We start from the raw sequence: 14,923 nt of genomic DNA on the forward strand, positions 1-14,923 counted from the left end.
AACTATAAATATTAAAGAGTTATTTATAGTTATTTACACATTTATCTTAACAGCTAGAACCCTCCTTGATCCAATAAATAGATATACCCTTTTTAGGTTTGCTCAAACACTTTTGTTCACAGGTGGAGATACATCCGTTATACTGAATACATACAACATAATTGCTAGAGGAGTGGTGTTCATGCCATCTGTAGAAAGCTTTGAGCTTGACCATACGATTGTGAAGGCCCCTTACGTTCGTCACTGCGGTACGCACAAAATTGGCTCGGACGGAGAAGTGAACAAATTCGACATTCGCTTCTGCCAGCCGAACAAAGACGCGCTCCAGCCCGCGGTTATTCATACAATGGAACACTTGCTTGCGATTAACATCCGACGTTTTGCCGAAGCCTACAGCCATTTTGACGTGATTGATATCTCTCCAATGGGCTGTCAAACTGGCTACTACCTCATTATGAGTGGCACGCCGCAAGTTTCAGAAATAATTGATGTTCTAGAGAAGACTATGGACTATTCGCTGAATACAGAAGAAGTTCCTGCGGCGACGGAAAAAGAATGTGGGCAAGCCGTCCTTCATGACCTTGAAGGTACGAAGGAGCGCATGCGAGCCTGGCTACGTGCAGACAAAGAATCGTTAAAAAAAGTTTTCGAATAACACAACGAAAAGTCGGCCACCTGTAGCCGGCTTTTTCTATTGAACCCTCGCTATGCCAGTGATAACGTGACGCATACACGCAATCATGTCTCGGGGGCTCGCGTTTTCGTTATTTTTTTAAGAACATTCACTCGCCTGATATGGTACGATTATTATATTGTAAATAGGGGCATCTACACTGATTTTTTAATACTCTCCACTAGTGGTATCATTGACGACACGAACAGTTCTATACGAAAGACAAGAGACAGGGGGAAGGCAAGATGCTAGATGACAAAGCGATTGAGATCCTTCAGATCATAGAGGCACAGGGACGAATGGAAGCAGAAAAGTTGGCAAAGCTCGTTAACATAGCGGTGGTTGATGCGCAGAAGTATGTAAAGGAATTGGAAGACAAGAACGTCATTCTCAGCTATTCAGCTGTTGTCGACTGGTCGAAATTACCTGTAGAGGAAACAGTGACTGCTTCGATCGATGTAAAGGTCACTCCCCAGCGCGGCGTTGGCTTTGATGAAGTAGCCGAGCGGATCTACCGCTTCCCGGAAGTCAAGGCGCTTTACCTCATGTCAGGTGCGTATGATCTATCCGTCGTCGTTGAAGGGAAAACGATGCAGGAAACGGCACGCTTTGTCTCTGAAAAACTTTCAACCATTGATTCTGTCCTCTCAACGACGACACATTTCCAGTTAAAAACCTATAAACATGATGGTGTGATCTTCAAAGAGTCAGATGACGATAAACGAATGGTGGTGACACCGTAATGGCGGATACAACGTCTGTACAACAAGAAAGGTTGTCAAAGCGAGTCAACGAGATTCAGCCTTCGGGCATCCGCCGCTTTTTTGATCTGGCTTCAAAGATGGAGAACATTATATCCCTAGGCGTGGGGGAACCTGACTTTGTGACGCCTTGGAATGTACGCGAGGCGAGCATTTCTTCACTGGAACGAGGCTTCACCGCTTATTCTGCCAATGCTGGACTTCCGGAACTGCGTCAAGCGATTGCCGACTACATGAGCGAGCGTTTCTCGGTCTCATATCATCCTGAAAGTGAAGTGCTCGTTACGGTTGGAGCAAGCGAAGCGATTGACATTGGAATGCGAGCGATCTTGGATGAAGGCGATGAGGTCATTATCGTCGAGCCGACGTTTGTGTCCTATGCCCCGCTCGTGACGATGGCTGGAGGGGTGCCGGTTCCGGTTGGCACAAGCGCGAAGACCAATTTCGCGGTTCGTCCTGAGGATATTCAAGCGGCCATTACTCCTAGAACAAAGGCGCTAATGATTTGTTTTCCAAACAACCCGACCGGAGCAACGATGCCACGAGAAGGATTAGAAGAAATTTCAAGATTGGTGCGTGAACATGAGCTGATTGTTTTTTCTGATGAAATCTACGCAGAGCTTTCGTATGATGAGGAGCATGTTTGCTTTACGTCGCTTCCAGGGATGAAGGAGCAAACGGTGCTGATCAACGGTTTTTCGAAAGCCTTCGCGATGACCGGATGGCGGCTCGGCTTTGTGCTTGCCCCGTCGGATCTGCTTGGTGCGATGCTGAAAATTCACCAGTACAGCTTAATGTGCGCCCCAACAATGGCTCAGTACGGTGCTCTTGAAGCGTTGCAGCATGGAATGGAAGATGTCGATAAGATGAAGCGATCTTACCAGCAGCGACGCAATTACTTTGTGAAAACATGTGCTGAGATTGGGTTGCCGTGTCACTCCCCTGGGGGAGCTTTCTATGCGTTTCCTTCCATCAAAGAGACAGGCTTCACGTCCGAAGAGTTTGCAGAGAAATTGCTGCTGGAAGAACGAGTGGCCGTGGTGCCGGGCTCGGTATTTGGTGAGGGAGGAGAGGGGTATATTCGTTGTTCGTACGCCACCTCGCTCACGAATCTGGAAGAGGCGCTCGAGAGAATGGGACGTTTTCTCAACAGGCATGGATAGAGCCAACAAAAAAAGCAGAAGCTCAAAATAGCTTCTGCTCATGGGGGATAAGACTATACCTCCATTGTGGCCAGGGCTAAAATCATTTATACATGAAAATGTCGATTTTCTGAAATCTGGATGTACTCAACCAACAAGGCATCCAGGCAAAAAAGGAGGAAGGATAAGATGGGAGAGATGATCAGAAAGGCCAATCCACTAATTCATTGCATGACGAATGTCGTGGTTACAAATTTTACAGCGAATGGCATGCTTGCCGTAGGCGCTTCCCCAGTGATGGCCTACGATCAGGAAGAATCAGCGGATATGGCCGGCGCAGCAAAGGCGCTACTGCTCAATATCGGCACGCCTTCTGTGGAACTTGGGAAAGCGATGGTCAGCGCCGGACAAGCAGCAAATAAGGCGGGCATTCCCGTTGTGTTAGACCCTGTGGGGATCGGAGCCACATCTTTTCGCTCAGAGCTCTGTAAACTTCTTCTGGAGGAGGTAGATATATCGATCATCCGGGGAAATGCAGGGGAAGTCGCAGCTTTACTAGGGAAGTCTGGAACCGTCAAAGGCGTAGATGGTCAAATCCAGGGCGATAGCAAGGAGCTTGCACGAAAGGCGGCCGAGACGTTTCATTGTGTGACGATTGTGACCGGGGAGATCGATTGCATTAGCGATGGCCACCAAGTAAAGACGGTGGCTAACGGCCATCCGTGGCTCTCAGACGTTGTCGGGACGGGCTGCTTGCTTGGTGGCGTGGTTGCCGCCTATGCATCGCAGAACAAAGATGACCTTGTAACAGCCTCCACAGAAGCAGTCGTGTTTTACGGGGTAGCAGCAGAGCGGGCCTATGAAAAGACAGCAGGTGATGGCCTTGGCTCTTTCCGAACGGAATTTATCAATCAGCTCGGCAAGCTAACCGATGCCGAAGCGAAAGAATCAAGACGTACTGAATGATGGACGCAGACAAAAGGAGAAGCGCATAATATGATTGAACAATTTACAGCGGGGATGTGGCCCGAGCGAGTGGCTACTGTGCTCGCGCAGCAAGGCATTACTGAACCCACTCCCATTCAAACAAAGATGATTCCGGAAGCGCTCGACGGGCAAAACATCCTCGCCCGTTCGCAGACGGGTACGGGGAAAACGCTTGCATATTTGATGCCGATTCTAGCGAAGATAAATCCAAATAAAAGTGGCATTCAGTCGGTGATCCTAGCCCCCTCCCAGGAGCTCGCGATGCAAATCGCCGATTTAACAAAAGCGCTAACCGAGGGGACAGGCATTCTTTCCGCTCCTTTTATTGGCGGAGCAAATGTTAATCGTCAAGTGGAAAAACTAAAGAAGCAAAAGCCTCACATTGCCATCGGCACACCGGGACGAGTGCTGGAACTTGTCATGATGAAGAAGCTTAAGCTCAGCGAGGTCGAGGTGTTAGCCGTGGATGAAGTCGACCGTTTGGTTTCAGAGGAGAAGGCATGGGAGGCCATGCTTGAGCTTGGCAAGCGCACCGGTCGAAAGGCGCAGTTTTTCTTTGTCTCAGCGACGGTGCCGAACGGGTTGGAGGAGCAACTCGGGATGTTTGCACCGTTTCTGACGCGAATTGAAGCTGAGGGCGGGATGCTTCCGGAAGCGGTTCGTCATCTTGTTCTCTGGGTAGAAGGCCGAGAACGGATGGACGTGACACGGAAACTGATTCACGCCGAAGAGATCGAAAAAGGGATCGTCTTTGTTAATCAGCTGGAGAAGGTGACAGAAACGGTCGAGAAGTTGAATTACCGCAAAATCGAGACCGCTAGCCTTTCCTCCGAAAACAATAAGCACGAACGAGAAAAGGCACTGCAAGCCTTTCGAACGGGAGCCGTGCGCATTCTCGTGGCTACGGATGTGGCTTCAAGGGGACTAGATATTGAAGGGGTGACGCATATCATTCAGCTCGATGCCCCGAACGTCTCCGATAGTTACTTGCACCGTGCGGGACGAACCGGACGAATGAACAAAGAGGGGAAAGTAATCACGCTGCTGGAGGAGCGCGAATCCTATAAGAAGAAAAAGTACGAAACGATGCTAGGTATTGAACTGGAAAATGCCTATATCCAAGGCGGGGGGCTTCACTTAGGATTGGCTAAGGGGAGAGGCAAGCGCTAGTGGTGCTTGGCTTTCGAGCGGTGATGTTTCGTTCTCATTCCTACTTTTTACCGGAAAAACTCCTTTGCGTAAATCGGCAACCTATGGTAAAATTAAAAGGTTAAAACATGTTTAGGAGTTGTGATTATGTCCAATTACGAAGTAGGAAGCATCATTGAGGGAAAGGTTACCGGCATTAAGCCGTTCGGCGCGTTCGTTGCCATTGATGAAAAAAAGCAAGGGCTCGTGCATATCTCAGAAGTGGCACATGGTTATGTGAAAGACATTCAAGACGTCCTTACGGTAGGAGACGAAGTGAAAGTTAAAATCATGTCCATTGATGAAGAATCTGGTAAAATTTCTCTCTCTATCCGTGCAACGCAGGAAGCTCCTGCCCGTCCAGCGACCAAGCCACGTTCTGGTGGCTACGCGGGTGGCCGTAAGCCTCAGGCAGCGCAAAAACAGCAACAAGGCTTTAACACGCTTGAAGATAAGCTGAAAGACTGGTTGAAGCAGTCCAATGAAATTCAAGCTGATCTTAACAAGCGCGCGAAAAAATAAGTGAAAAAACGACCGAGGGACGAATCCCCCTGGTCGTTTTTGCATTCGTCCTCAGTTAGCTCTGTGGTTCGGTTGGGTGCTCTCTTTCAACCTCCGCGGCTGGCTTAAACAGAATTGAAATTGCGTATAAGCCGGCCAAACCGACGAGCGCATAAACCCAGCGAGACAATACGGCTGCTTGGCCACCAAAAAGCGCAGCGACAAGGTCAAAACGGAAGAACCCAATTAGTCCCCAGTTAATCGCACCAATGATCGTTAACACGAGTGCAGTCTTTTGAATACCGCTCATACGAATCACCTCCGTTGCTTAAATACACACATTCAGTCTGTGTGCTAGTTCTAGGTTGGTGCTTTCAGCGCTTAATTATGCAAGAGCACTGCTGGCAATAAAAGTGAACCACGAGGTGCATATGAGTTGCATTCAGGAATTGGAACGACTACGATAAGGTCTTGTCGGGTATATATAAAATGAAGATAGAGGAGGACTTTAAGAATGGATGCATTTTCATTTTACAACCCAACCAAATTAATTTTTGGACAAGGAAAAACAGATACACTTTCAGATGAATTGGTGATTTATGATCGCAATGTCCTTGTCGTTTATGGGGGCGGCAGCATTAAGAAAAACGGACTTTATGATAGCGTCATGCTTCAGCTGGAGGCCGCTGGATGCAATGTCTACGAGCTCAGTGGCGTCGAGCCGAACCCTCGCCTCGATACGGTGAGAAAAGGGATTGACATCTGTAAGGAAAGTGGAATCGGGTTTATTCTTGCCGTCGGCGGGGGAAGCGTGATTGATGCCACCAAAGCGATAGCCGTTGGTGCCCGCTATAATGGCGATATTTGGGACATCATTACAAAACAAGAGATTGCAACAGACGCTGTACCATTTGGGACCATTCTAACACTTGCGGCCACTGGTTCTGAAATGAATTCTGGATCTGTCATCACGAACTGGGAGACGCACCAGAAACTCGGCTGGGGGAGCGTTTTAAGCTTTCCTCATTTTTCTATATTGGACCCGGTGAATACGGTAAGTGTCCCGAAAGATCAGACGGTTTACGGCATTGTTGATATGATGACGCATGTGCTGGAGGCGTATTTCCACCCTGCGGAGAACACGCCGCTACAAGACCGTATGTGTGAATCAATTTTACAAACTGTAATGGAAACCGGGCCGGAGCTTCTTGATGACCTAAAAAATTTAGATCACCGTGAAACCATCATGTACTGCGGAACCATGGCTTTAAACGGTATCACGCAAATGGGAGCACGGGGGGACTGGGGCACACATAACTTGGAGCACGCTGTGTCGGCCGTATCCGATATTCCTCATGCGGGCGGACTGGCGATTCTCTTCCCTCACTGGATGCAGTACAGCATTGATGTCAACGTGAAACGTGGCGCTCAGCTTGCCGAAAGGGTGTTCGGTGTTGAAAGAGAAGGGCGTGAAGATAAAGACGTCGCGCTGGAAGGCATCGATCGACTAGCCGAATTCTGGCGAGGGATCGGCGCACCGACACGCTTAGCCGATTATGAAATCGGCGAAGATCAGATCGAGGAAATCGCCGATATTGCCTGCGAGCGTGGAATCTTTGGCAACTATCAGAAGCTTGATAAAGACGATGTGATGTATATTCTGCAAGAATCGCTTTAAAGAGACGGGTGTTTCCCCGTCTTTTTTTATTCTGTAACAAGCCAATTCCGTGTATAATGGAACAGGAAGGGGCGTGATCCTAGTGTCAAAAAAACGAGTTGGCGTGATTTTCGGTGGAAAATCTGCTGAACATGAAGTGTCATTGCAATCAGCCAAGAATATTGTTGATGCCATTGACAAAAAGAAATTTGATGTCACCTTAATCGGCATTGATAAAGAAGGACAATGGCATATTAATGAAGCTTCAAACTTCTTACTTAACGCAGAAAATCCAGCATTAATTGAACTAAATAAATCAGGGCGGGGGGTTGCTTTAATCCCTGGCAAGGAAGAACATCAGTTAGTAGAAGCTTCAGGAACTGGTGTTTTAGACACGCTTGATGTTATTTTTCCAATTGTTCATGGAACGCTTGGAGAGGACGGAAGCCTTCAGGGGATGTTGCGGCTCGCCAATATTCCGTATGTTGGGTCCAATGTACTTAGCTCAGCGATAAGCATGGACAAGGATATAGCCAAGCGGCTGTTAAAGGACGCTAATCTTAATGTCGCCGCAGGTGTAGCTTTCACTCGTGCAAAGAAATCAACGATCGACTTTGAGGAGGTAACGGAGCAACTTGGGCTTCCGCTCTTTATCAAACCAGCGAATCAGGGCTCTTCCGTAGGCGTCAGCAAAGTCTCAAACGAAGCTGAGTTTTGGGGAGCGGTTGATAATGCCTTCTCCTTCGATCATAAGATTCTTATTGAGGCTGCGGTTGTCGGTCGTGAAATTGAATGCGCTGTTCTTGGCAATGACGACCCCAAGGCAAGTGTGTGTGGGGAAATCCTGCCCCAGGACGGCTTCTACTCCTACGATGCAAAATACATTGATGAGGATGGAGCGAAGCTGGCGATTCCAGCTGATGTTCCTGAAGCCGTCCATGCGAAGATTCAAGCGGTTGCCGTGCGAGCCTATGAAGCGCTGAATTGTGAAGGCCTTGCCCGCGTCGATGTTTTTCTGACCAAGCAAGAAGAAGTCATCGTTAATGAAATCAACACGCTCCCAGGCTTCACGAAAATCAGTATGTACCCGAAGCTTTGGGAGGAGAGCGGGCTTTCGTATGAAGACTTGATTACGGAGCTTCTTGAGCTTGCCATGAAACGACATGAGCAAGACAGAGAGTTAAAAAGCTCAGTCTTCCAGCGTGATTAGATTAACTTGTGTTTTTAGCCTCCTTTCGGTACATTGGATATGTACCGTAAATAAGGAGGCTTTTTTCATGGGAAAAATTCAGTTTAACTACAGCAAAGCGCTCTCCTTTTTTGGAGAACATGAGCTTGAAAACTTACAAGATGCCGTAACCGCTGCGCATCAAGCGCTTCACGAAGGCACAGGCGCGGGTAGCGAATTTCTAGGCTGGATTGATTTGCCTGTTAATTATGACAAAGACGAATTTGCCCGCATTCAGCAAGCCGCGGACAAAATTCGCAAAGACACCGATGTCTTGCTTGTCGCTGGCATTGGTGGCTCCTACTTAGGCGCGCGTGCTGCGATAGAAGCGTTGAACCATTCTTTCTTCAACAACCTCTCAAAAGAAGAGCGTAATGCTCCGCAAGTGCTGTTCGTTGGTCAAAATATTAGCTCCACGTACCTCAAAGATTTAATGGACTTGCTTGAAGGCAAGGACGTTTCCATTAACGTCATCTCCAAATCAGGAACAACGACCGAGCCAGCCATTGCTTTCCGCATTTTTCGCGAATTCCTTGAGAAAAAATACGGGAAAGAAGAAGCGCGATCGCGTATTTATGCCACGACCGATAAAGCACGCGGCGCTTTGAAGACGTTGGCGAATGAAGAAGGCTATGAAACGTTTGTCATCCCCGATGACGTTGGGGGGCGTTTCTCCGTCTTGACAGCGGTTGGACTTTTGCCAATTGCCGTCAGCGGCCTTGACATTGAGGCGATGATGCAAGGCGCAGCCGATGCGCGCGAAGCCTTTAGCACACCAGATCTTGCGAAAAACGACGCCTATCAATACGCAGCCGTTCGCAACGTGCTCTACGCGAAAGGCAAAACGATCGAGCTCATGGTCAACTACGAGCCGCAGTTGCACTACGTCTCTGAATGGTGGAAGCAGCTCTTTGGCGAAAGCGAAGGCAAGGACCAAAAAGGCGTCTATCCGGCTTCCGTAGATTTCTCCACAGACCTCCATTCCATGGGACAATACGTACAGGATGGTCGCCGCGACTTATATGAGACGGTTCTCCATGTGGAAAACGTTCGTGAAGAAATGAACATTGAAAAAGCGGACAGCGATCTCGACGGCTTGAACTACCTTGCTGGCGAAACCATGGACGTTGTCAACAAGAAAGCCTTCCAGGGAACAATGCTCGCTCATACCGATGGAGGCGTACCCAACTTGATCGTGAACATCCCTAAGCTGGACGAGTATCATTTCGGCTATCTTGTCTACTTCTTTGAAAAAGCGGTCGGCATTAGTGGCTACCTGCTTGGCGTCAACCCATTTGACCAGCCTGGAGTGGAAGCGTACAAGAGAAATATGTTTGCATTGCTTGGCAAACCTGGGTTTGAAGATGAAAAGGAGAAGCTCGAGAAACGTTTATAGAGTGATGATGCACCGTGCGGAGTTCGCACGGTGTATTTTTGATTTAACTCCTGACCAATCCGCCTGTGCATTCGGTTTTGATGCCTATGGAAGTGTTCAAACAAAAGACACACCTAAAAGAAAATATACAGCGAAATGAATCTTCTTTTTTCTTCACCTCGTATATCATGGTAAGCTTATAACAGTAAAAGGGTTAATGGAGGTGGAACGATGGGAAAGCGGTTGTTGCTATTTTTGGGAACCAATATTCTTGTTATGACCACGATTATTATCGTCTGGTCGCTGATTGTTTCGTTTACAAGCTTTGACGGTTCGTTTCAGACAGGGGGGCCAGGGCTAGGGATTGATTTCTTTGCTCTAGCGATCTTTAGTTTACTCGTCGGGTTCACAGGATCTTTCATTTCACTGGCGATGTCTCGCTGGATGGCCAAGAAGATGATGAAAGTGAAGGTGCTAGACCCTGAAGAATCACTAAGCCCACAGGAGCGTGCGATCGTAGAGAAGGTGCATCGCTCTTCTCGTGCAGCTGGACTGATGTATATGCCCGAGGTGGGGATCTACCAATCGGCGGAGGTTAATGCTTTTGCGACAGGGCCTTCGAAAAAACGTTCACTCGTAGCGGTTTCTTCAGGACTTGTGGACACGATGGACGAGGATGCTGTAGAAGGGGTCATTGCCCATGAGGTGGCTCACGTTGCGAACGGTGATATGGTGACCATGACGCTGTTGCAAGGAGTGGTCAATACCTTTGTCGTCTTTTTCTCACGCGTGATTGCGATAGTCGTTTCGCGTTTCGTGCGGCAGGAATTACAGTTTGTCGTCCAATTTGCAGCGATTATTGTCTTGCAAATTCTTTTCTCCATCCTTGGAAGCCTTGTGGTAAGTGCTTATTCGCGCCACCGGGAGTATCATGCCGACCGAGGCGGGGCAGATATTGCAGGAAAAGACAAAATGAAGCATGCGCTTCAATCGTTACAACAGTATGTCAACCGGGCGAAAGTCGATGATCGTACGGATGATTCTGCGGTTCAAACAATGAAAATCAGTGGTCGTGGGGGAGTCTTAAAACTTTTTTCGACCCATCCTGATTTAGAAGATCGTATCGCCCGGTTAGAGGAGCGGTAACGAGGGAATCCTCGTAGTTGAGCTAAAAACCATGATCACCGGCCTTTCTCGATTGGAGGAGGGAATGGAAAGAAAAGAAGCTGTTCTAGGCAGCTTCTTTTTTGGGTGTGTCTCCTGTATGGTAACCGACAGGGAATGCTCGGCCCGAGAGGAAGCCGGACGGAAGAGGAACATTTTAAACTGCTTGAACCATCCCCTTTCAGCAAAGGGGATAGGCGTATAACTTTCTCCCTGCGTTACACACTAGAAATATTGAAAAAACGGGAGGGTGATCTTTTTGATTGAGCTATCATCAGCGGTGGAAGGAAAGACGTTTAAATGCCAGGAAGTCGAGAAAACGTTGCGTCAGCTTGGGTATACCATGGGCGGAAACTGGGATTACGATCACGGGTGCTTTGACTACAAAATTTCAGAAGAAGATGGCTACACCTTTCTACGCCTGCCATTCTCAGCGATCGATGGAGAAATTGGGACAAGGGGGGCAACGGTGCAGCTCGGCGCCCCCTACCTCTTGCATCATGTATACCAAAAAGGCACAGGACAGGACCCTGATATTGGCCTGATTCCCGAAGTCGCTGACGGACTCATTAATCAATTTCAAAGTCCGGTCGAAAAAGACGGTGAGGTTGATGAAAAGTATATGACCGTGGCTCGGAATTTGGTGCAGGAACTAGAGGAGACGTTGTTGCATTGAAAACCTTGAAAACCGTGCTTCATAAACTCCTGGGATGGAGATCCCAGGAGTCTTTTTTTGTCTAGCTCCGGCGGGTAGAAGCGTCGAGATTTTTCGCCCTGATAACGAAATCCAAGTTCGGGATTTCTTTTATAGGGTCTCCAAAATCCGCACTTCTGGGCGAACCGCCTGCGCATTTCGGTTGAGGTTTGCTTAAAACCTCGCCCAATTCATTCTATAAATGATAAAATGGTGATAACGTACGTTCTCAGTTTTACGATTGTTCACACACCCGTCCAAGAATTCGGCCCCAAAACTCTCAATCAACTAAATGTATGTCCTTAGATAGAAGGAGGCACAAGATGTTTAAGATTAATACAAATGACATTCATCCCAATGCCATTCGCGAAATGGTATCCAGTCCAATGGTATATGCGCGTGGGGAGGATTATTTTTTCGCGGATAACGTTGGCGATATGTATTACGATCTTCATAACCGGATGATTCGGGCAGAAGTACAAGGTTCAAAGGTCTATCAATGCAAGGTTTTTTTTAAACCTAATGGAAATTTGTACCATACAAGTTGTGGATGTGAAGCGTATGCTTCCTATCCAGGAGTATGCAAGCATCTTGTCGCCCTGCTCTTCGAAATTGATGAATACATGTCCAACCGGGATTATAACCAGAAAAAAAACAGTGTCAGCCAGGGCCACTATATGATTAATGCCTTTAAAAAGACGTTCAAGCCGGGCACGGTCGCTGTTACGGAAAAAGACACAATCCAGCTCCAGTATGAGCTGCAGTTCAGGATGAGTACGTATTCAAAGGTCGTAGAAAACATCTATTTACGTCTCCGTGCCGGCGTGAAACGCCCATATCTCGTAAAAAATATAGAAGAATTTATATCAGCTGTGCAACAGAAAGAGAGCTATACATTTACGGACAATTTCAGATATAACCCAGAGCAACATCGTATAGAAGAGGAAGACTTGGCTCTACTTCAGCTTATTCGCAAAATCGATGAAGGTCGGAATTTTGGCCGTCCCTATCATTTAGGTAAACGTGATAAAGCCCTCCTGGTTCCAGATTTAATGGTGCCTGACCTTTTTGAGTTGCTAGAAGGCAGGCAGGTTGTTCAAAAATCGGGAAACACAAAGCCGGCGACTTTAAACGTGGAGCCCTTTCATACTGAGGGAAAGCTTGAACTTCTGTTGCAAAAATACGATTCCATCGAGTTGGTAGTAAACGAGAACGAGTACGTGTTTTTTCATGTAAATCATCGGGTCTTGAAAAAAGCCGGTACTCTTTTCCGTTTAAATGAGCAACAGGCAACAGTGATTGATACACTTCTTGGCAGTATAAGAGGGGAGAGCACCCGCTTTGACGACAAAGATATGGAAGCATTTTCTTCCTATGTTCTTCCAAAGCTAAAAGAAGTTGCGACGATTCATATGGACGAAACATTAACAAACGTCATTCAGCATTATCCCTTGAAGGCGAAACTGAAGCTTGACTCTCGTGAGAATGCCCTTCACGCTCTCGTTACGTTTCAATACGGGGAAACAGAAGTGAATCCCTACGCCGAAAAAAAGAGTGAAAAGGACGCCCCAGTTCTGGTACGTGATGTTGAGAAGGAGGCAGTCATCCACTCGTTATTAAAGAGAACTCCGTTTAGTCAAGCGGGGGAGGAGCTTGTCTTAGGAAATGAAAACGAGATGGCTTTGTTTCTCTTTGAGGAACTGCCGTCACTGCAGGAATATGTAGATATTTATACGACATCGTCCGTTAGGCAGATGATCTCACCGCTTGAAAAACAGCCAAGCGTGTCACTTTCTGCCAATGAAGAAACGAACTGGCTAGATGTTTCGTTTTCTATGGGCGGAATTCCAGATGGTGAGGTGGACGAGGTGCTAGCTGCGCTTCGCAGGAATCACACGTATTACCGTTTGCCAAATGGGGCCTTTCTCCATCTTCAAGGGGAGTCCTTTGAAGACGTGAAAAAAGCCATCGATCATTTTGCTCCTGCAAAAGGCAAGGTCGGCAAAGAGATGTCTGTCCCTCTTTATCACGCGCTTTCCTTGGAGGAGGACAAAGCGCAACCGTTTAAGTTCTCCTCTTCTTTAAGACAATTAATGAATGATATTAAACGACCTGACTTTATGGAAGCTGAGGCGCCAGATGCGATTAACGCTTCGCTCCGGGAGTACCAATTAACCGGATTTCGCTGGCTCAAAACGCTGGCACACTTTGGTCTCGGTGGAATTTTGGCAGATGATATGGGGCTCGGGAAGACGCTGCAGACAATTACTTTTCTGCAAGCATTGGCTGATGAAAAAACAGGTCTGCGTACACTCATTGTTACGCCAGCAAGCTTAAGCTACAACTGGGAAAAAGAGTTTCAGCGTTTTGCGCCTGAATTAACGGTTGCAGTGATTGCTGGAAACAAAGAGGAAAGACATCGCAAGCTTGAAGCCAACTCGGACACTCAAGTGCTGATTACCTCCTATCCACTCATTCAACGGGAGGCGGATTTATATCAAAATGAGCCGTTTGATGTGCTCATTCTCGATGAGGCACAAGCGATTAAAAATGACTTTTCGAAAACGGCAAAAGCGGTTCGTTCGCTGCAAGCCTCCAGCACGTTTGCCTTAACAGGAACACCGATTGAAAACCGATTGGAGGAACTCTACTCGATTTTTCATACGCTAGTCCCAGGAATTCTAGGAACAAAAAAAGCGTTCAATGAAATGGAAAGCGAGACGGTTTCCAAGCGCGTTCGCCCTTTTATTCTGCGTCGTCTAAAAAAGGATGTACTCACTGAGCTGCCGGATAAGGTTGAGCAAGTTCAGTATATCAATCTGACCGAGGATCAAAAGAAGCTCTACGTGGCCCAGGTTAAGCGCTTGGCCAAGGACGTTGATTCGGCGATTGGAAACGATCAATTCCAGGAGCAGCGGATGCAGATTCTTGCCGGCTTGACGAAGCTGCGGCAAATTTGCTGTCATCCCGAGCTTGTGCTTCCAGGGGAAACCTACAAATCAGGCAAGTTCGAGCGACTCCTTGAATACGTGGAGGAGGGGTTGGCTTCAAGCCAGCGAATGGTGATTTTTTCACAGTTCACCTCAATGCTTTCGTTGATCCGCTCCGCCTTTGAGGAGAGAGGCTGGCTTTACCATTATCTCGACGGGCAGACCCCCGCACAGGAGCGGCTGGCCTTGACAGAACGATTCAATGAGGGTGAACACTCGCTCTTTTTAATTTCGATGAAGGCGGGAGGAACGGGTTTGAACTTAACGGGAGGGGACACGGTCATTCTCTTTGATACGTGGTGGAATCCAGCGGTTGAACAACAGGCAGCGGACCGGGTCTACCGTTTTGGGCAAAAGAAAAATGTGCAAGTCGTCAAACTGATTACATCAGGAACGATTGAAGAAAAGATGATGGAGATGCAGGAGAGAAAAAAAGCGTTGGTCGAGGAAGTGATTACCCCAGGGGAGCAACTGTTGACGGGCTTAAGAGCGGAGGATATTAAGGATCTGCTCTCCGTTCAGTGATAGACCCTGTGAGTTGGAAAAAAACTGATTTCGCGTAG

Annotated in this window: 13 protein-coding genes; 12 read left to right on the forward strand and 1 reads right to left on the reverse strand. The window is 47.6% G+C overall.

Annotation, left to right across the window (positions count from 1 at the left end; translation table 11 throughout):
• Positions 1 to 181 precede the first annotated feature (181 nt).
• The 6 genes from AVZ68_RS06220 to yugI all read left to right on the forward strand — a co-directional run bounded on the left by AVZ68_RS06220 (position 182) and on the right by yugI (position 5,273).
• Positions 182 to 655 carry an S-ribosylhomocysteine lyase gene (locus tag AVZ68_RS06220; RefSeq protein ID WP_059103672.1) on the forward strand — a complete coding sequence of 158 codons (474 nt, stop codon included), beginning with the start codon at positions 182 to 184 and terminating at the stop codon, positions 653 to 655.
• Between the two features lie 263 nt (positions 656 to 918).
• Positions 919 to 1,416, forward strand: coding sequence for an Lrp/AsnC family transcriptional regulator (locus AVZ68_RS06225; RefSeq protein WP_059103673.1), 498 nt, complete (start codon positions 919 to 921; stop codon positions 1,414 to 1,416).
• A complete protein-coding gene (locus AVZ68_RS06230; RefSeq protein WP_059103674.1) occupies positions 1,416 to 2,597 on the forward strand; it encodes an aminotransferase in 1,182 nt (393 codons plus the stop codon). Before AVZ68_RS06225 ends, AVZ68_RS06230 begins: the two co-directional genes overlap by 1 nt.
• A gap of 168 nt (positions 2,598 to 2,765) precedes the next feature.
• Positions 2,766 to 3,542: a hydroxyethylthiazole kinase gene (thiM, locus tag AVZ68_RS06235; RefSeq protein ID WP_059103675.1), complete on the forward strand. Its 777-nt coding sequence runs from the start codon at positions 2,766 to 2,768 to the stop codon at positions 3,540 to 3,542.
• Positions 3,543 to 3,572: 30 nt separating this feature from the next.
• Complete coding sequence (locus tag AVZ68_RS06240; RefSeq protein WP_059103676.1) at positions 3,573 to 4,733, forward strand: DEAD/DEAH box helicase; 1,161 nt, start codon at positions 3,573 to 3,575, stop codon at positions 4,731 to 4,733.
• A 126-nt stretch (positions 4,734 to 4,859) separates the two neighbouring features.
• On the forward strand, positions 4,860 to 5,273 hold the full coding sequence (gene yugI / locus AVZ68_RS06245; RefSeq protein ID WP_059103677.1) for a S1 domain-containing post-transcriptional regulator GSP13: 414 nt from the start codon (positions 4,860 to 4,862) through the stop codon (positions 5,271 to 5,273).
• Between the two features lie 55 nt (positions 5,274 to 5,328).
• On the opposite strand, the gene AVZ68_RS06250 is transcribed toward yugI, so the two are convergent.
• Entirely contained in the window at positions 5,329 to 5,562 is a 234-nt protein-coding gene (locus tag AVZ68_RS06250; RefSeq protein WP_059103678.1) for a DUF378 domain-containing protein, read from the reverse strand.
• A gap of 204 nt (positions 5,563 to 5,766) precedes the next feature.
• On the opposite strand from AVZ68_RS06250, the gene AVZ68_RS06255 reads away from it, so the two are divergent.
• The 6 genes from AVZ68_RS06255 to AVZ68_RS06280 all read left to right on the forward strand — a co-directional run bounded on the left by AVZ68_RS06255 (position 5,767) and on the right by AVZ68_RS06280 (position 14,885).
• On the forward strand, positions 5,767 to 6,930 hold the full coding sequence (locus AVZ68_RS06255) for an iron-containing alcohol dehydrogenase (RefSeq protein WP_059103679.1): 1,164 nt from the start codon (positions 5,767 to 5,769) through the stop codon (positions 6,928 to 6,930).
• 82 nt (positions 6,931 to 7,012) lie between these two features.
• Positions 7,013 to 8,119 (forward strand): D-alanine--D-alanine ligase, encoded by a 1,107-nt coding sequence (gene ddlA, locus AVZ68_RS06260; protein WP_059103680.1) that lies wholly within the window; start codon positions 7,013 to 7,015, stop codon positions 8,117 to 8,119.
• Positions 8,120 to 8,186: 67 nt separating this feature from the next.
• Entirely contained in the window at positions 8,187 to 9,533 is a 1,347-nt protein-coding gene (locus AVZ68_RS06265) for a glucose-6-phosphate isomerase (protein WP_059103681.1), read from the forward strand.
• Between the two features lie 210 nt (positions 9,534 to 9,743).
• Positions 9,744 to 10,658, forward strand: coding sequence for a protease HtpX (gene htpX, locus AVZ68_RS06270; protein ID WP_059103682.1), 915 nt, complete (start codon positions 9,744 to 9,746; stop codon positions 10,656 to 10,658).
• A gap of 277 nt (positions 10,659 to 10,935) precedes the next feature.
• Positions 10,936 to 11,352, forward strand: coding sequence for a YugN-like family protein (locus AVZ68_RS06275; protein ID WP_059103683.1), 417 nt, complete (start codon positions 10,936 to 10,938; stop codon positions 11,350 to 11,352).
• A gap of 341 nt (positions 11,353 to 11,693) precedes the next feature.
• On the forward strand, positions 11,694 to 14,885 hold the full coding sequence (locus tag AVZ68_RS06280; RefSeq protein ID WP_059103684.1) for a DEAD/DEAH box helicase: 3,192 nt from the start codon (positions 11,694 to 11,696) through the stop codon (positions 14,883 to 14,885).
• Positions 14,886 to 14,923 lie beyond the last annotated feature (38 nt).

Origin of the sequence: Shouchella shacheensis (assembly GCF_001484965.1) — a bacterium.
Lineage (GTDB): Bacteria > Bacillota > Bacilli > Bacillales > Bacillaceae_D > Shouchella > Shouchella shacheensis.

Bases quoted from the DNA above. Each gene is read 5' to 3' on its own strand.
- thiM (WP_059103675.1), top strand. From the start codon at position 2,766: ATGGGAGAGATGATCAGAAAGGCCAATCCACTAATTCATTGCATGACG.
- AVZ68_RS06225 (WP_059103673.1), top strand. From the start codon at position 919: ATGCTAGATGACAAAGCGATTGAGATCCTTCAGATCATAGAGGCACAG.
- AVZ68_RS06265 (WP_059103681.1), top strand. From the start codon at position 8,187: ATGGGAAAAATTCAGTTTAACTACAGCAAAGCGCTCTCCTTTTTTGGA.
- AVZ68_RS06230 (WP_059103674.1), top strand. From the start codon at position 1,416: ATGGCGGATACAACGTCTGTACAACAAGAAAGGTTGTCAAAGCGAGTC.
- yugI (WP_059103677.1), top strand. From the start codon at position 4,860: ATGTCCAATTACGAAGTAGGAAGCATCATTGAGGGAAAGGTTACCGGC.
- AVZ68_RS06220 (WP_059103672.1), top strand. From the start codon at position 182: ATGCCATCTGTAGAAAGCTTTGAGCTTGACCATACGATTGTGAAGGCC.
- AVZ68_RS06280 (WP_059103684.1), top strand. From the start codon at position 11,694: ATGTTTAAGATTAATACAAATGACATTCATCCCAATGCCATTCGCGAA.
- AVZ68_RS06250 (WP_059103678.1), bottom strand. From the start codon at position 5,562: ATGAGCGGTATTCAAAAGACTGCACTCGTGTTAACGATCATTGGTGCG.
- AVZ68_RS06240 (WP_059103676.1), top strand. From the start codon at position 3,573: ATGATTGAACAATTTACAGCGGGGATGTGGCCCGAGCGAGTGGCTACT.
- htpX (WP_059103682.1), top strand. From the start codon at position 9,744: ATGGGAAAGCGGTTGTTGCTATTTTTGGGAACCAATATTCTTGTTATG.
- AVZ68_RS06255 (WP_059103679.1), top strand. From the start codon at position 5,767: ATGGATGCATTTTCATTTTACAACCCAACCAAATTAATTTTTGGACAA.